Raw genomic sequence first — 16,720 nt, forward strand, 5'->3', positions numbered from 1 at the left:
GTTATTCTTTCCCTTCTACTATTTTCAATGCTTGTATGTAATCTTCCTGGGTATTCATATTCCAAACATCATGAGCATCTGTAGGTAACTGAAAATAGCTCACCTCAATAGTATCTAATAATGAATGAACGGATCTCTTTCCTTTATCTAAGTGAAGCCTTACTTTATCTGCAATTGTTGCGTCGTATGCAGCAAATAATGGATGCTGTTGCCCATTCACAACAGGAATTACTGCGTCACCCTTACTTTCTATCAACTTATGAATGAGTGCTTGTCCTAATTCTTTCGTTGCAAACGGCATATCACATGCTACTACAAGGCAAGGACCTGTTTTTATCATTGACATTGCGGTCCAAAATCCAGCAAGTGGACCTTGTCCTCTATAGTTTACATCATCTTGTAGAATGTTTACCGACAAATTTTCATATGGAGCGACATCCTTTGCAATCAGAAAGATTTCTTCCGATATTTCGTCAAACTCTGCTACTAGTCGATCAATTACTCTTTCCCCATTTATCTTCATAAGCGCTTTATTTTGGCGCATTCTGCTTGAATTTCCTCCAGCTAAAATAATCGTTATCACCTAATACGGCTCCTTTAATTGATTTACTATTAGAAATAAATACGTTATTCTTAAAATACTAGTTAGAAGAAATGTGTGGTGGAAACGTTGAAAAAAATAATCATCATTTTATTAATTATTATCGTTCTTATTGTCGGTTTTTGGATGATGACAGGAGAAATGATCAAAAGCGGGAAATTTCCCGAAGCACGTGGAAAAAACGAGTACGCCATTATTCTTGGAGCGAAAGTTGATGGAGAATCGCCATCCCTCTCGTTACGTTATCGTCTAAATGCTGCCTTGCATTATGCAATGGATAATCCTCATGTCCATTTAATTTTATCAGGTGGACAAGGTTCTGGCGAACAAATTACAGAAGCAGAGGCAATGAAAAGATTCCTTATTGATTACGGAATAGATGAAGAACGACTCATTATAGAGGATAAGTCGACTTCCACCTATGAAAATATCCTTTTTTCCAAAAAATTAATACCTGATTCAACAGATAGTATTACCATCATTACAAGCGATTATCACCTTGCAAGGGCAAAGAAAATAGCAAGTAATCTTGGGCTTGAAGCAGATGTAGTTGCAGCCGAAACTCCTGATGTCGTAAGTTTCCAATTAAACGTCCGCGAACGATTTGCTTTAGTAAAAACTTATATATTTGGAAAGTAGAAATCTAAAATACTAAAAGGGTGTTGTAATTATATATACAACACCCTTTCATCCTTTAAAATATCGGCAATTCTACTTCCACGATTGTACCTAGTGGACCACTTTCTATATGCATATTCCCTCTATGATTCTCAATAATTTGCTTACAAATCATGATGCCTAAACCAGTTCCATTTTCCTTTGTAGTAAAGAAGGGCTCACCAATTCGTTTCAGTACGTGATCTGGTATTCCTGGTCCTTCATCTTTAAAGCGGACAAGTAGCATACTCGTTTCCATCTTACTAACTTCAATATGTATTCGGCCTCCACTATCCATTGCTTCTATTGAGTTTTTTAGAAAGTTTATAAAGACTTGTTTTAATTGGTTTTCATCACAATAAATAGGGGGTAAATTGGAATCGATACGTTCTGTAATTTCTATATTGTGGAGATTTGTTTGTGTCTTTAGTAGTGTTGTCACATGATGTAAAATAGTAGTGATGTTTTTTTGTTTATAATTTGTTTTTTGTGGCTTTGAGAGTACAAGTAATTCATTTAATATTGTTTCTATACGCTCCATTTCCGTATTAATCACTTCAAAGTACATTTTTTTATCTGTAAATTCATGTTCCATAATTTGAAAAAAGCCTTTAATAGCTGTTAATGGATTTCGTATCTCATGGGCAATTCCTGCTGCTAATTGGCCTGCAACAGTAAGCTTCTCCGAATTATTCATAAATTCTTCTGCTCGTTTTCTTTCTGAAATATCTTGTACTTGACTAACAAAATACAGAGGATCTCCATCTTCATCTCTTACTAATGAAACACTTAATAACCCCCAGATAATGTGCCCATCCTTATGAATTAAACGTTTCTCTAGTTGGAAATCGTTTACCTCACCTACCAAAAGTTTTTCAATATAATATGATTCATTATCCCGATCTTCATGGTACGTAATATCATTGAAGGTTTGTTTCAGTAATTCTTCTTCCTCAAAACCAAGCGTATCACATAAAGAATGATTAACTTTTAACAGTATGCCATCTAAATCTACTAGCGCCTTACCTATCACCGCATAATCAAATGCATGTAATATTAACGTTGGATTCTCTAGATCAACCTGCTTCATATTATTTACTCCTTATGGTGTATTAAAAAGTGCCAAATAAGAGAGAATTCTTATTTGGCTTATGCCTATATCCCTCGTTTAGCATTTCACCAATGATGTAATTTGCTAAGTTATTCATGCCATTCAAAGCATTAATCAAAAATTATGATAAATTGAGTATTTACAATACTAATTCATTTTAGATAGTTATAAATATAATATCAAATAATAACGCTTAAAACGCAAAAAATACACGGACTGGAGTATTAACCAGCCCGTGTATTCATCATTTTAATTTTTTTCTTCTTTGCTCCATTGTTAGCTTTTTCCACTTATCTCTTTCTTCGAGCTCCAAGTATTTATCTTCTTTTCGTTCAAAATAAGCTAATTCTTTCTGCAGTTTCACATAACTTTCATAGCGTTTTTCATCAAGGTCGCCATTTTCAATCGCTTGCCTCACTGCACATCCAGGTTCCGCATTATGTCGACAATCCCTAAATTTACATTGGCTTGCTAACTCTTCGACATCTGCAAAGCCTTGGCTAAGTCCCGCTTCAGCCTCCCACAGTTGTAGCTCCCTCATCCCTGGTGTATCAATCAAAATTCCACCTTGATCTAACACGAGCAACTCACGATGTGTCGTCGTATGTCGTCCCTTGTCATCATCTGTCCGTATAGAACCAGTTTTCAACATCTCTTTTCCAGCAAAATAATTTATTAATGTTGATTTACCTACCCCAGATGAACCAAGTAATGCGATTGTTTTTCCTGGTTTTATATATCCCTGAAGCTCATCTATACCTAACATTGTTTCTACACTCACAACATGGATAGGTACCCCCATTGCAATCAACTCAACTTCTCGTACTTTATCAGCGATATTTTCACATAAATCCGCCTTACTGAGAACAATGACTGGATTTGCTCCACTTTCCCAGGTTGTTAATATATATCTTTCAAGCCTTCGAACATTAAAGTCTGCATTTAGTGCTGCAACAATAAACACAACATCTACATTTGCTGCCACAATCTGTTCTTCCGTTGTATTTCCAGCCACTTTTCTAGAAAATTTACTTTTACGTGATAACGTCGCATGAATGGTTGCCTTTCCTTCTTCAGGTCGCACAGACAATACAACCCAATCCCCTACAGACGGGAAGTCGCCACGTTCAGTAGCATGAAAACGATATTTCCCAGATACTTCGGCTAATACTTCATCTGATTCTGTTAATACTCTATATAAACGTTTATGTTCTAATGATACTCTCCCTACTGCATATCCTTCATCTTTGTATTCTGTAAACTCTGCTTCAAAAAAAGGTCCCCAACCTAATGTTTCTAAATTCATGTCTATCCTCCAATGATATTTTTACATAAAAAATAACCGCCCACAGCGGCTGGCGCTTTTACATTTTGTTATTAATAACCGTGAGCTACACATTCCCCCTGGAAAATAGACCTATATCAATTCCATACTAATTTCCTTAAGGGTATTATTAAATTATCTTCGCAAAACATATGAATGATGCTCATGCGACACTCCCCCTTGGAAAATCAGTAAAATTTTACAATTTCAGTTTACATTGGCGTTTCATTATTGTAAAGCAATTTTTAAGCGTTTTCTTGGTTAAAATAGGTAGTATTTATTACTTTTCTTTAGTAATTAATTGGTATATTCTAAACTTAAGTTAAATTTCAACTGGGAGGCAACTGTAATGACAATGAAAAAAGTATTAACACTTGCTGGTTCTGATTCTAGCGGTGGTGCAGGTATACAAGCAGATTTAAAAACATTCCAAGAAAATGGCGTTTATGGTATGAACGCTCTAACGTCAATCGTAACGATGGATCCAGAAAACAATTGGAGCCATGGCGTTTTTCCAATTGACGTTGATATCGTAGAACAACAATTAAATACCATCCTTTCAGTTGGCATCGATGCAATGAAAACAGGAATGCTTGGATCTGTAGATATTATTGAACTAGGTGCTCGTAAAATCGATGAACACAAACTTGATAAAGTCGTGATTGACCCTGTAATGGTTTGTAAAGGAGAAGACGAGGTACTACAACCCGAAAACACAGAAGCAATGCGTGAATTGTTATTGCCACGTGCAACAATTGTAACTCCAAATTTGTTTGAAGCATGGCAACTAGCGAAAACAGGCCCAATAAAAACAATTGACGATATGAAAGAAGCTGCTGTCAAGATTTTAGACCAAGGGGCAAAAAATGTTGTCATAAAGGGTGGAAAAGGCTTGAACCATGACAAAGCAGTCGACCTATTCTATGATGGACAAGAATTTGTTTTATTAGAAAAAGAAAAACTAGAAACAACATACAACCACGGCGCCGGCTGTACATTTGCTGCAGCAATTACCGCTAACTTAGCAAAAGGAAAATCTGTAAAAGAAGCAGTTTCAGCAGCAAAAGAATTCGTCACAGCTGCCATTGAACACGGTTGGAAACTAAACGAATATGTTGGACCTGTAAAACATGGCGCATATAACGAATTTGTAGGCAACGCAAAAAACTAAAACCTGACCCAGTAAGTGTTATCAGCACTACTGGGTTTTTGTTCATCTGGAAGCTTATAATGTACTTCTTGCTGGAGTTCTTTCAACCTCTAAACTAATGTCCGCTCCTTTTCGCTATGAGTCAGTCTAGAGGGACGGCCTCTCAACCATTGTGTGATGCTATTCCCTTTGAAAACGTCGTGACAACCATTCTCTCGAACATTATATGGCGTTTCTTCCTATGCAACCGTCTTGACAAACGTTCTCTCGACCATTTCGTGGTGTTTCTTCCGATGAATCCGTCGTGATAAACGTTCTATCGACCATTGTGAGTTGCTTCCTTCACTGAATTAGTCTTGAGGGGCGGTCTCTCAACCAGGATGAGGGCTATTCCCTCTAGAACCGTCGCGACAAGCGTTCTATCGTCCTTTTCGGGTAGCTTCTTCCTCTAAATGCGTCGTGAGGAACGTTCTCTCGACTATTGTGTAAAGATATGAGTACAATATCGGTCAAGAGAAAGATTCTTAATACTATCATGCTTATGAAATTCCTCAGCATTGTATAAAACTTTTAAATCGTAATCTCCTGTAATTTTTAGTAAAATAATATTAGCTTTCATATGGAAGGAGGCATTTGTCATGGAGGTTATTAATGTTAATAAAGTACAGCAATTGATTAATGACTTTGCTGGAGAGACTGTTTACATACATTTAGAAACGACTAATGGAGCATATGCAGCCCATAATGATGAATCATTTTTTTCAGCGGGAGCATTTATTCGTAATGCGCAAGTTAGCTATGAACACGGAAAAATTGTTGGCGATGGACCGTTTCGTGTCGGCTTAAAACTTCCAATTGGCTGGATTTACGCAGAGGGTCTTACCCATTATGAAGTAGATGAATTAGGTAGACTTCTTCTTGCAGGACACGGCTTTGATGGAAAACTAGCCGTTGCTTTGGAGATCAGTAAGACGCCGTTTGAATAAACGAGGAAGGAAAGGAGTTACTTTAATGGAAAAAGAACGCCATGTATTAGTTGTATTTCCTCATCCCGATGACGAAGCTTTCGGTGTATCCGGGACAATCGCGAGCCATATAAAAAATGGAACGCCTGTAACATATGCGTGCTTAACGCTCGGAGAGATGGGAAGAAACCTTGGTAACCCTCCATTTGCGACACGCGAATCACTTCCAAAAGTGCGAAAGGCAGAGTTAGAAGCTGCTGCAAAAGCAATGGGAATTACCGACTTACGAATGATGGGTTATCGTGATAAAACACTAGAATTTGAAAATGATCAAGCTCTAGCCAATATGGTATTTGGCTTAATTGAAGAATTAAATCCATCACTTGTCATCACTTTTTACCCTGGATATTCTGTTCACCCAGATCATGAAGCTACTGGACGTGCCGTTGTCCGGGCAGTTCGCAGATTACCTATCGAAAAACGCCCGAAACTGCATTGTGTTGCATTCTCGAAAGGCCATGAAGCAGAAATCGGCCCAGCAGATATCGTTCATGATGTTAGTGATGTCTGGGAGCAAAAGTTTGGTGCATTAAAAGCACACATCTCACAAACAGCATGGATGCTTGCTGATATGGAAAAACAAATATCCGATGACAATCCTGACTTACTCGCCCATTGGAAAAAAGAACGCTTCTGGACGTATGATTGGGATAATGATAAAGTCTTATAATTAAAAATCTGCACGGATTACTATTCCATGCAGATTTTTTTGCGTCTGTATCCCATAGCTTTTGTGAGGATCCTTCCACTTCACTCGATTGCACGAGTAATTCTACTGGTTTCGCGAAAATAATCTCATTATCGCGAGATTATCTCTCCTTATCGCGAGAATAACCTCGTAATCGCGAGAATAACCTCATAACCGCGAGAATAACCTCGTAATCGCGAGAATAACCTCATAATCGCGAGAATAACTTCATAATCGCGAGAATAACCTCATAATCGCGAGAATAACCTCATAATCGCGAGAATAACCTCATAATCGCGAGTATATCTCCTTTACCGCGAGAATACTCCTCATAATCGCGAATATCTCAATACAATCCCGCAAATAAAACCTCGCACGAACGCATATCCCCCACAGTCACGAAAACACAACAGTTACTCCCTTGTAGAATACTATCTCTCACCAACACAACATATTTAACTACTAAACTTCTCTCCTGTTATTGCATTTACAAATGAATGGCAATCTATTTTGTACATTAGCTTTAATTTTTTTCGTTCGATATCATAGACGTAGTGTTCTTCAAAGTAAATGTCTTCTTCTAGATTAGCAATTGCTTGCTCTTGTGAAATGCTGATTTGCTCTAATGGAGGCGCGGGTAAGTCCATAAATCGGCTGAACATCTCCTTTTTATCCAGCACACTCAAGATAGCACCTTTTTCATGGTTATAAGTAATTTTCAATTTATCTGTGATTCGATCTAACGTACTTACTGGAACTACTTCCATATGAATATCCCCATAATCCCGCTCAAACTTCTCTATTTTCCATTCTCCATTTTGATGTGGACGACTATTACGTATGTAGTTCGTAACTAACTGAATACATGCTTGTTTTTCCTCTACTGTAATTGGTAAGGTGTCAGGATGAGCTATATTATTAGCTATCTCCTCTTCTGTTATGGTTTGTGATATCCGAAAGTCATCCCAATCTTCTCCGATATATTGATCCGTAATTTCCACATCCACCAGTGGATCCGATTCTTCCCAACGAATAATTAATTCATCCTGTCGCGGCAACTCCACCCCATCTACAAATGTTTCCTCTACCCCATATAAAAGCTTGTACTCTTCTTCTAACGTTCCGAATAATATAACCTGTTGTTTTATTACCTCTTTTACATATGAATCGTTCAGTTTTGGACTCTCTTCGATTCCAATTGGAGGGTAAAATGCTGGGAAATATCCGTACAATGAATAGAAAACAATGCTTCCTGCTTCATTCACTTTTATTTCTATCCAGCCACCTGGAGATACTTTTTTTCCATTTAAAACAGCAATAAATAAATATTCTTCACCATTATCTTCTGTTTTTTTACGCTTATACTGGAAATCCACCTTATACTTTAAACCTGTTTGTAACTCTATCCAAGCAACCACATCATTCAAATTAGAACTAGGTAAGATAGGCGGATTCTCTCTGTGGTCTTCGTTCATAACTACAATAAAACTAGTTAACACACCATTAGTTAAATTCACAGTAGTAGCAACAGTTCCTGGGGGATTCAAGTCATCCTCCATCTCCGTTCCAGGAGGAAACCATTCCATATCTAATTTATATTCAGTCGTTTTAATTGGGGAAACTTCACGATGAATGGTTGAATGTCGCAACTCAAAATCATTCAAACCCCAATTTGATTTAAGTTCATTCTCCCATTGCTGTACACTTTTACTCATTTTCTCCACCTCCGCTATCATACGTACGAATGGTTATTCCAAATAGTTTCATAAAATGCAAACAGGCCACCATATTGGAAGCCTGTTTTGCCATTTTATATACTTTCTTGTTTTAACGCATCAATAATATTTTCTTTTTTCACTTTAGTGCTAGAGTAGAGCATTGCAGACCCTACAATGAAAAAGACTGCAACAATGACATATAGTATGCTTAACCAAGGTAATTCAAACTGATAACTAAACGTGTTCATCATAGATCTATGAATTAAATACATAACAAGGATACTGATTGGTAATCCGTAAAGTAATGATTTCATTCCATAAAAAACACTTTCGTAATTTATCATTTTATTGAATCCCTTTGGTGTCATCCCAACTGACTTAAGCATTGCAAATTCACGTTTACGGAGCGAAATGCTAGTTGAAATGGTATTAAAGATATTCGCAATCGAAATTGCCGTTATCAACAAAATGAAGCCATACGTGAATACGGACATTAACATAATCATTTGTTCTTGTTGTTGCCTTCGTTGATACACATTGTAAATATATAGCCCGCTTTCTTTTAAATCCTCGATCTGTTGTTGTGTTTTCATTGGATCAGTAGTGTTTAAATAAAGATATGCATATGACCTTAAATTTTTATTCGCTAGCAGTTTTTCCAATGATTGTTCGGAAACAATAACATTCAGGCTCGCTCCACCAACTTGATTTACTCCCATCGGTAGTTCATCCGTTAGTGCTGCAATTTCCATTGTATCTACAAACTCTTCTTCATCATCATCGTTCCAAGATAACAACTCTAACGTTTTGCCAACTTCTGTATTGATTGCTTTGGACTCAATAAATTTGCCAGTATATGCGTCTTGATAGGAATTTGTATCAATCACAATTCCTTTAATACGTTCTGAATCGAACAACTGATTTTTATCGATACCTATTTTTTTTGCATATGCTTCTAAACTTTCATCATCGAGCGCGGTCATATTAATAAAGTGGTTAATCTTTCCATCCTGAAGCGTACTTTTATCTTGCTCTACAAGTTCTTTTAGTTCTTTAGAAATTGCCTCTTCTTCAATCCATGTAGATAAGCTCATTTCTCGCACAATACTACTGCCTGTTACATTCTTAAGTGACGTAATGGAGTCAACTATCTGATGATCAATCCCGTCACCTCGGAATGATACTTGAATATCATAACTAACCCCATCTTGAGAAAGCTGTAATGACTTTTTGAGACTATCTGTAAAATACGATACCGCTAAGAAAAGGACGATACTAATCACTAGTGAAAACACCGTTGCTTGGTATCTGCGCTTATTTCTTTTTAAGTTCTTTAAACCAAATTCCGCTTCTATTCCAAACAGCTTACGTACTAGTTTTGACGTTTTGACAGCTTTACCAGTAAGTTTTATATCTGTTGATTGGCGAATAGCATCTATTGCTGATACTTTGGATGCTCTTTTCGCAGGTATATAAGTAGATATAAAAATTGTAAGGATGGAAACAACACAAGCTACTAAAATCGACATTGGTGTAACTGCTACAGCTAATTTCTCAGATACATTTAGTGCTCCATGAATATAGGTGTTAATGAAATAAAAAGTAATACCAATTCCGGCCAGTCCGCTAAAAATCCCAATTGGTATGCTGATTAAACCAATGACTGCACCTTCAAAAAACACAGAATTACGCTTTTGTTGTTTTGTAGCACCGACACTAGCAAGCATTCCTAAATGACGGGAACGTTCCGAAACGGAAATCGCAAATGCATTATAAATAAGCGATACAGAACCAATAATGATGACCGCCATAATGATTGCCGTTAAGGAATAAAGTGTAGCCCGTAAGTTATCATTATTTGTTAATCCATGGTAGCGAAGAAGTTCACTATTATATCCGATAGATGTCTTGTCTAACTGTATTTCAGCAGCTAACTCTTCAGCATGTGAATAAAGGGATCTATTCACTTTATTTAATACAACAGATGCGTTAACCGTGTCTCCACTTGCAAGTGTGTTTTCATCTACATAACTAATAATCGTGTACCCGGGTGACCAAGTAGGCTCCCACGTTGGTCTTTCGATAATACCCACAATTTTAAATGTTCTAGATGTTTTGTTTGTTAATGTTTCTAGCACATTTCCATCTTCGTCTACTTGCAAGGCATCGATTTGACTTAAGGCGTTGCCATTACTTAAATCACCTATTCGCTCCCCTATCTCTAACGTTAAAATATCTCCAACCTTATATTCAACGTTAGCATTTGCTGCTATGGCGTCTGAAATGACTACTTCACCTGCTGATCTTGGTAAACGACCTGAACTTAATTCAATCGGAAATTGTTTAAAACCATGGTGATTATATTCTTTTATGAAAAAATACGGTTTATAAACATTTTCACTACCTTCTAACTTGGCATAGCCTAAGTCTCTTGAAAGTACTACTTTCTTCGAATTATCATCCTTTTTTATCGCTTCAATTTGTTTCTCATTTACATTTTTGTATAGTACGTGCCATTCTCCATTATCTGCAATCTCTTGCCGCTTCATCAAATCTAAAAAGGAAACCCCAATTGTTGCTACAGCAGTTAGCATGGCCACTGAAATGATAACACCAATAATCGTAACGAGTGTTCTTCGTTTATTTTCTTTCAAGTGTCTAAGCGTTAGTTTATTGACAATATTCACGGACGAACCACCTCGTCTTTGGCGATTTTTCCATCTTCAATCATGATTACCCTATCTGCTTGGAGAGCAATTCGCTCGTCATGCGTAATAATAATCAATGTTTGGTTGTATGTTTTATTCAACATTTTTAACAAATCAATAATCTCACTACTATTCTTACTATCTAGATTCCCTGTCGGTTCATCTGCCAACATAATAGCAGGATTGCTAATGATAGCTCTTCCGATTGATACCCGTTGTTGCTGTCCACCAGAAAGCTGGTTCGGCAAGTGAGTAAGTCGATTTTCTAAATTTAAAGTTTTAACAATATCAGCAAACTGTTTCTGATCTACTTTATGTCCATCCAGTAACATAGGCAATGAAATATTCTCCTCCACAGTTAAAACTGGAATCAAATTATAAAATTGATAGATTAATCCTATTTGTCTTCTTCTAAAAATGGCTAACTGAGTTTCATTCAAATTGTAAATATCTGTATTGTCTACATATACCTTACCGCTTGACGGTCTGTCCACACCGCCAAGTAAATGTAGTAAGGTAGATTTCCCAGACCCAGATGGTCCAATAATAGCGACAAACTCACCTTTTTTTACAGAAAAAGATACATTATCTAAAGCCTTTACCGCCGTTTCTCCCTTACCATATACCTTCGATAGATTCTCTATTTTTAATATTTCCATTATAATACCTCCGTATGAATGACTATGATTACAGTTTATCCATCCAAAATGACTTTCAAGTGACTTTAAAATAACAATTTAGTCACTTAAGGTGAAAAAATACGAAGGGTCCTTGAAGGAAGGCTAATACAACACATCCTGTCGGCAGGCTTAAGTAGCGACCTCCTGACCCGCACCGTGCCTGCCCGTGACATGCAAAGGTTTTGAGACAAGGAAAAACGAAAAGAGACTGTTACAAAGGAATATAAGTCAAATAATAAACCGAACTATCAACTCACGATAGTTCGGTCTTTTTATTTTTTCTTCGAAGTGTTGTATCGCAGGATGAGACGGTCCACTATGCGAATAATTAAAGTTACCAGCGTATTGTATTTCCGAAGCGGCATAGAATTAAATAACTTGTTTATAAAACTTAATATGAAACTCTGTTCCTACATTTTCATCACTTTTCACTTCAATCGTACCATTCTGGCTCGTAATAATACTATGTGCCATCGCAAGTCCGATACCAATACTTTCATCACTTGCATTTTTGCCTTTAAAAAATCGTTTGAAAATATAAGGAAGATCCTCTCTTGGAATTCCCTTGCCACTATCCGTAATGATTATTTCTGTAAACAAGGCGTTTTCGGAAAAGGAAATCATGATTTCCCCGCCATCCTGCGTATGTTCTACACAGTTCTTCAAGATATTAATTAATGCTTCAGTTGTCCAATTCACATCGCCTAAAAATGATACAGAAGCATCACCTGTAATCGATAATTTCTGCTCTTTAATATCTATCGGAATTAAAATCGGCTTTAGTGCTTTTTGTATTAGAGATTTAACTTCCACCCGTTCTTTTTTAAACTGGGCGGTCCCTGCATCAATTTTAGAAAGCTTAAGTAAAGATGACACGAGCCATTCAATTCGTTCCAGTTGAATACGAATATTGTTTGTGAATTCCGTTCTTTTTTCATCTGGCAAGTTCGAGTCACTTAATAAGTCAGCCATCACCATCATCGACGTTAATGGTGTTTTAAGCTGGTGCGAAATATCAGAAATAGCATCTGTCAGCATTAACTTATCTTGCTGTAATAAAGCACGTTGCTCTGATAGCATCTTCGTTACTTTATAAATATCACTTTTTAAAATACTAAGTTCCCCTTCAAAATTATCGCGTATATCCAGTGTATAATCTCCGCTACTAATTTTTCGTAAATACGAGGCTAATTTTTCAATTTCGCGATATCTCCAGCGTGTAAAGATGATCGCTGCAGTAATTAATAATATCGATGTGAATGCGGAAAAGATTGCTGCAGCTGTTGAGAAAATACTAGCAATTATTGTAATAATAATCCCAATAGAGACGGTTACAAGCAGGAATATTTGCACTTCACGGTTCCGTAGCACGTTAATCACCAACCTTATAACCTAATCCACGAATTGTTTTTATTATAGTTGGGGATTGCGGATCATCCTCCAATTTCTCGCGCAATCTTTTGATATATACGGTAAGAGTATTGTCATTCACAAAGTCGCCTGCAACATCCCAGATCTGCTCAAGCAATTGGTTTCTGGACATTACTTGCCCCAAATGATTGGCAAATACAAGTAATAGCCGATACTCTAGTGCTGTTAACACAACCTCTTCCCCATGTTTATACACTTTTCCTTCTAACAAATTAATGCGGACATCTCCAAGCTCTATCATGGAGTTGGATTGCGAATGCTTTTGATATCTACGTAGCACTGATTTTATTCGAGATAGTAACTCCCTAATGCGAAAAGGTTTCGTAATATAATCATCCGCTCCCATATCAAGTCCCATTACAACATTTACTTCATCATCGACAGCAGTCAGAAAAATAACCGGAACATCTGCCCGTTCCTTGACGAGTTTACATAGTTCATAGCCACTACCATCCGGTAAAGACAAATCAAATAAACATAAAGAAATATCGTTTAACTGTTCTTGAATTATCTTTTTTGCAGATTCCACATCATAACAAAGAATAGTGGAAAACTGATCCTGTTGTAGTGAATAATCCAAACCAGATGCGATTGTTTTATCATCTTCTACAAGTAATATTTTCATCACGAATCTCCTGACTATTTTATCGGATAATTTTATCTTAATGCATTCATACTTTTCCTCCAAGTTGTTTCTACCATCAAAAAAAGAAAAGTACTGTGTTTAATCAATAGGATGAAAAGGTATATATCACTAAAAGTAAAGGAGAGGATCAAGTTATGTTATGGACCATTATAGGTATTATTTTCGTATTATGGCTATTAGGATTCCTATTTGATATTGCAGGTAACCTAGTACATGTATTACTAGTTATTGCTTTAATCGTCTTTATTTTCCAAATGATGGCAGGTAGACGTAAGGGCTGAGGACAAGCCCTTTCTAGCCAGTTTTTAGAAAATATCGGACTAGCTCAAACGGATGAAAGGATTTTTCAAGATTCATAACGAACCCTTCTTATGTAAGGGGGAGATTAACATGAAAAATGTTCTACTAACAGATAGAGTTCAGAGGATAATTAGGAGAGCAGAGCAAAAAGCTGCGGCAGCGAACGCAGTAGTGACACCTATTCATTTACTCGCTTCCTGTTTATTAGAAAAGACAGGTGTACTCGGTGAAATTTTTCTAAAATGTGATATCGATATTCAATCATGGAAGCAGACACTTCCTTCTGAACATGATAGTTTACAACATCCTTTTGTTAACACTGCTATTACAAAAGAAGTACTTGTAGTATTCAATCAATCGATTCAATATATGAGGAAATATAATCAGATTTATTTAAACGAAGGACATTTACTTAAGGCAATAATGACAACAAACGTAGTAGACCATTTTCTAACAGAAGAAAATAAAGAGATGATATTATCGTTAGGGACAACCTCACGCGATATGATTACACATCTAGGAAGTTATACCTTCCCACAAATGGAATCTCCCATGATTAGAAGGGTAACACAAGAAGACTTTCAAGCACTTACTTCCTTTGTTTCTAGCAATTTTTCTCATGATTGGTCTGAAACGATAAAGAATGGTTTCTTAAAAGAGCAACCTACCATTTATATAGCAGTAGATGAGAAGGAAATTGTCGGCTTTGCCGCTTATGACGTTTACCGAAATAAAAAATGTTACTTCGGACCGATGGGAGTTACGAAGCGAAGAAACCGAATTGGATATCAGCTACTTCATCATTGTTTAAGAGACATGAAGAAAATTGGCTATGAGTATGCGATTATCGGTGAAGCTGGTCCAATCGAATTTTATGAAAAGGCGTGTAACGCAGTAGTAATCCCAGCAACATAGTGTTGCTGGGATTACTTTATACGAGTTCAAATCCAGCCCTTTTCCACCGCGATATTTACTGCCTGTTGTCTGGATTCAGCATGTAGCTTTTGAATAGCGGTAGAAAAATAGTTTCTTACTGTTCCTTTTGTTAAAAATAGTTGTTTACTAATTTGATCTGTTGTCATTCCGACATTTGCTAAGCGCAATACTTCTTCTTCCCGCTCCGTCAACGGACTTTCTTCCTTTAAAAAGAGGGCTGCTGCGAGGTCAGTACTAATCACTCGTTCTCCGTTCATCACCTTACGAATAGATTCTATCAAGTATTCAATCGGTTCATCTTTTAATAAGTATCCTTCTACTTTTGCATCGACTGCCTTTTGTAGATAGCCTGGACGTGCAAAGGTAGTTACAATAATAATCTTACATTTATTCCCGGAGTCTCTTAGTTTTCCCGCTAATTCAAGTCCACTTATATGTGGCATTTCGATATCTAAGAGACAAACGTCCGGTGACAACTTCTCGATTGCTTCTAGTGCCTGCTGACCATCTGAAACTTCCGCAACAACTTCCATATCTTCTTCAAATTTCAGAAGCGAAGTGAGAGCACCACGAAGCATGCTTTGATCTTCTGCAATCAATACTCGAATCATAAAACTGGGTTCTCCTTTCGCAAATAAATCGGTACACTTAATGTAACTATCGTACCTCCATCAGGAACATTATCAACGTCCATCGTCCCCTGTATCGCCTGCATTCGTTCTCTCATCGATTGTATCCCGTTTCCTCTATTCTTATGGAATAATCCAATTCCATCATCTTGTATCGTTACAGTATAACTTTCATTAATTGCTTGTAAAACTAGCTTACACTCTTGCGCCTGACTATGCTTCATCACATTCGTAACTGCTTCGCGAACAGCAAGTGCGAGCATCGTTTCATCGACACTAGATAAAACATGGATTTGTCCTTTTCTTTCCACAACGACATCTATCCCTGCTGTCCCTAGTAGTTTTTGTGCATTTTCAATTTCACTTTCCAATGAAACAAACTTCATATCAGTCACTAGTTCCCGTACTTGCTTCAAGGCAATTCGTGCTGTCCCTAAAATATCATTCAGCTCCTGCTTAGCTAGTTTTGGGTCTTTATCTATTAATCTAGTTGTTAACTCACTTTTTAATTTAATCATTGTTAATGTCTGCCCTAGAGTGTCATGGAGATCCCTTGCTATTCGGTGCCGTTCTTCTTCTTGTATATATTGTTCAATTTGTTCATTCGCAGCATCCAATTCAGTTTGCAAATTGATTGCTTTCATTCGTATATGAATTAATATTGGATACAGTAATTGGACAATTAAAATTGGTAGCAGCGCAGGGTTTTCTACAGTAAAGTAACTTCCTTCCCCCTGCCAAATAACGAATGTAGCGAATATTGCCATTATCGGAATTCCAATGGCAATTATCTTCCTTTTATTTGCTCTCCCAAGCAAATCTGCAAAAAAGAAACCAAATAATAATAGTGAGGGGCCGAAAAAATATGCCAATATAGCAAGAGAACCGTACCCGATTGTTACCCCCATTAATAAAAGCCAATCTCTATGCCAGAGACTAATATAAAACGATCCTAGAAATAGAATTAGTAGCAGCAATTTATAAAAGAGATTCATTGTATGATTAGTACTTAGCACAAATGAAAACAGAAAGATAATTCCTGCAACATCTAATATTAGGTACCTTCGTATTTGATCGCTTGGATAGATTTTACTAAACATACAACACCTCCTAAAC

Annotated in this window: 16 protein-coding genes; 6 read left to right on the plus strand and 10 right to left on the minus strand. The window is 36.9% G+C overall.

From position 1 onward, the window contains the following. Position 1: 1 nt before the first annotated feature. On the minus strand, positions 2-583 hold the full coding sequence (gene mobA, locus ACFPM4_RS17490) for a molybdenum cofactor guanylyltransferase (RefSeq protein ID WP_382354645.1): 582 nt from the start codon (positions 581-583) through the stop codon (positions 2-4). 78 nt (positions 584-661) lie between these two features. On the opposite strand from mobA, the gene ACFPM4_RS17495 reads away from it, so the two are divergent. Next, positions 662-1,240 (plus strand): YdcF family protein, encoded by a 579-nt coding sequence (locus ACFPM4_RS17495; protein WP_382354648.1) that lies wholly within the window; start codon positions 662-664, stop codon positions 1,238-1,240. A gap of 55 nt (positions 1,241-1,295) precedes the next feature. On the opposite strand, the gene ACFPM4_RS17500 is transcribed toward ACFPM4_RS17495, so the two are convergent. Both ACFPM4_RS17500 and rsgA read right to left on the minus strand, forming a co-directional pair. Next, entirely contained in the window at positions 1,296-2,348 is a 1,053-nt protein-coding gene (locus tag ACFPM4_RS17500) for a PAS domain S-box protein (RefSeq protein WP_382354651.1), read from the minus strand. A gap of 265 nt (positions 2,349-2,613) precedes the next feature. Then, entirely contained in the window at positions 2,614-3,675 is a 1,062-nt protein-coding gene (gene rsgA / locus ACFPM4_RS17505) for a ribosome small subunit-dependent GTPase A (protein WP_382354654.1), read from the minus strand. 367 nt (positions 3,676-4,042) lie between these two features. On the opposite strand from rsgA, the gene pdxK reads away from it, so the two are divergent. The 3 genes from pdxK (at position 4,043) to bshB2 (ending at position 6,538) form a co-directional block, all read left to right on the plus strand. Further along, the gene (gene pdxK / locus ACFPM4_RS17510; RefSeq protein ID WP_382354657.1) at positions 4,043-4,864 is read left to right on the plus strand and encodes a pyridoxine/pyridoxal/pyridoxamine kinase; all 822 of its coding nucleotides are present in this window, start codon (positions 4,043-4,045) and stop codon (positions 4,862-4,864) included. Positions 4,865-5,481: 617 nt separating this feature from the next. Further along, the gene (locus tag ACFPM4_RS17515) at positions 5,482-5,829 is read left to right on the plus strand and encodes a YojF family protein (protein WP_144921500.1); all 348 of its coding nucleotides are present in this window, start codon (positions 5,482-5,484) and stop codon (positions 5,827-5,829) included. A 25-nt stretch (positions 5,830-5,854) separates the two neighbouring features. After that, on the plus strand, positions 5,855-6,538 hold the full coding sequence (gene bshB2 / locus ACFPM4_RS17520; protein WP_382354661.1) for a bacillithiol biosynthesis deacetylase BshB2: 684 nt from the start codon (positions 5,855-5,857) through the stop codon (positions 6,536-6,538). Between the two features lie 473 nt (positions 6,539-7,011). On the opposite strand, the gene ACFPM4_RS17525 is transcribed toward bshB2, so the two are convergent. The 5 genes from ACFPM4_RS17525 to ACFPM4_RS17545 all read right to left on the minus strand — a co-directional run bounded on the left by ACFPM4_RS17525 (position 7,012) and on the right by ACFPM4_RS17545 (position 13,718). Next, a complete protein-coding gene (locus ACFPM4_RS17525) occupies positions 7,012-8,271 on the minus strand; it encodes a hypothetical protein (RefSeq protein WP_382354664.1) in 1,260 nt (419 codons plus the stop codon). 95 nt (positions 8,272-8,366) lie between these two features. Beyond that, the gene (locus ACFPM4_RS17530; protein WP_382354667.1) at positions 8,367-10,961 is read right to left on the minus strand and encodes an ABC transporter permease; all 2,595 of its coding nucleotides are present in this window, start codon (positions 10,959-10,961) and stop codon (positions 8,367-8,369) included. Continuing rightward, positions 10,958-11,641 (minus strand): ABC transporter ATP-binding protein, encoded by a 684-nt coding sequence (locus ACFPM4_RS17535; RefSeq protein WP_382354670.1) that lies wholly within the window; start codon positions 11,639-11,641, stop codon positions 10,958-10,960. Before ACFPM4_RS17535 ends, ACFPM4_RS17530 begins: the two co-directional genes overlap by 4 nt. 390 nt (positions 11,642-12,031) lie before the next feature. Further along, on the minus strand, positions 12,032-13,033 hold the full coding sequence (locus ACFPM4_RS17540; protein ID WP_382354673.1) for a sensor histidine kinase: 1,002 nt from the start codon (positions 13,031-13,033) through the stop codon (positions 12,032-12,034). A 1-nt stretch (position 13,034) separates the two neighbouring features. Next, positions 13,035-13,718: a response regulator transcription factor gene (locus ACFPM4_RS17545; protein WP_382354676.1), complete on the minus strand. Its 684-nt coding sequence runs from the start codon at positions 13,716-13,718 to the stop codon at positions 13,035-13,037. A 155-nt stretch (positions 13,719-13,873) separates the two neighbouring features. On the opposite strand from ACFPM4_RS17545, the gene ACFPM4_RS17550 reads away from it, so the two are divergent. Both ACFPM4_RS17550 and ACFPM4_RS17555 read left to right on the plus strand, forming a co-directional pair. After that, the gene (locus tag ACFPM4_RS17550; RefSeq protein WP_144921486.1) at positions 13,874-14,020 is read left to right on the plus strand and encodes a lmo0937 family membrane protein; all 147 of its coding nucleotides are present in this window, start codon (positions 13,874-13,876) and stop codon (positions 14,018-14,020) included. 109 nt (positions 14,021-14,129) lie between these two features. Next, entirely contained in the window at positions 14,130-14,954 is an 825-nt protein-coding gene (locus tag ACFPM4_RS17555) for a GNAT family N-acetyltransferase (protein ID WP_382354680.1), read from the plus strand. Between the two features lie 26 nt (positions 14,955-14,980). Here ACFPM4_RS17555 and ACFPM4_RS17560 read toward each other — a convergent pair whose 3' ends face one another. Together ACFPM4_RS17560 and ACFPM4_RS17565 are read right to left on the minus strand one after the other, a co-directional pair. Continuing rightward, positions 14,981-15,586, minus strand: coding sequence for a response regulator transcription factor (locus tag ACFPM4_RS17560; RefSeq protein ID WP_382354683.1), 606 nt, complete (start codon positions 15,584-15,586; stop codon positions 14,981-14,983). After that, the gene (locus ACFPM4_RS17565) at positions 15,583-16,704 is read right to left on the minus strand and encodes a histidine kinase (RefSeq protein WP_382354686.1); all 1,122 of its coding nucleotides are present in this window, start codon (positions 16,702-16,704) and stop codon (positions 15,583-15,585) included. Before ACFPM4_RS17565 ends, ACFPM4_RS17560 begins: the two co-directional genes overlap by 4 nt. Positions 16,705-16,720 lie beyond the last annotated feature (16 nt).

Origin of the sequence: Lederbergia graminis, from assembly GCF_042655485.1 — a bacterium.
Lineage (GTDB): Bacteria > Bacillota > Bacilli > Bacillales > Bacillaceae_C > Lederbergia > Lederbergia graminis.

Excerpts from the sequence above, each read along its gene's own strand:
- ACFPM4_RS17545 (WP_382354676.1), bottom strand. The coding sequence starts at position 13,718 with ATGAAAATATTACTTGTAGAAGATGATAAAACAATCGCATCTGGTTTG.
- pdxK (WP_382354657.1), top strand. The coding sequence starts at position 4,043 with ATGACAATGAAAAAAGTATTAACACTTGCTGGTTCTGATTCTAGCGGT.
- bshB2 (WP_382354661.1), top strand. The coding sequence starts at position 5,855 with ATGGAAAAAGAACGCCATGTATTAGTTGTATTTCCTCATCCCGATGAC.
- ACFPM4_RS17515 (WP_144921500.1), top strand. The coding sequence starts at position 5,482 with ATGGAGGTTATTAATGTTAATAAAGTACAGCAATTGATTAATGACTTT.
- rsgA (WP_382354654.1), bottom strand. The coding sequence starts at position 3,675 with ATGAATTTAGAAACATTAGGTTGGGGACCTTTTTTTGAAGCAGAGTTT.
- ACFPM4_RS17565 (WP_382354686.1), bottom strand. The coding sequence starts at position 16,704 with ATGTTTAGTAAAATCTATCCAAGCGATCAAATACGAAGGTACCTAATA.
- ACFPM4_RS17555 (WP_382354680.1), top strand. The coding sequence starts at position 14,130 with ATGAAAAATGTTCTACTAACAGATAGAGTTCAGAGGATAATTAGGAGA.
- ACFPM4_RS17550 (WP_144921486.1), top strand. The coding sequence starts at position 13,874 with ATGTTATGGACCATTATAGGTATTATTTTCGTATTATGGCTATTAGGA.
- ACFPM4_RS17500 (WP_382354651.1), bottom strand. The coding sequence starts at position 2,348 with ATGAAGCAGGTTGATCTAGAGAATCCAACGTTAATATTACATGCATTT.
- ACFPM4_RS17535 (WP_382354670.1), bottom strand. The coding sequence starts at position 11,641 with ATGGAAATATTAAAAATAGAGAATCTATCGAAGGTATATGGTAAGGGA.
- ACFPM4_RS17560 (WP_382354683.1), bottom strand. The coding sequence starts at position 15,586 with ATGATTCGAGTATTGATTGCAGAAGATCAAAGCATGCTTCGTGGTGCT.
- ACFPM4_RS17525 (WP_382354664.1), bottom strand. The coding sequence starts at position 8,271 with ATGAGTAAAAGTGTACAGCAATGGGAGAATGAACTTAAATCAAATTGG.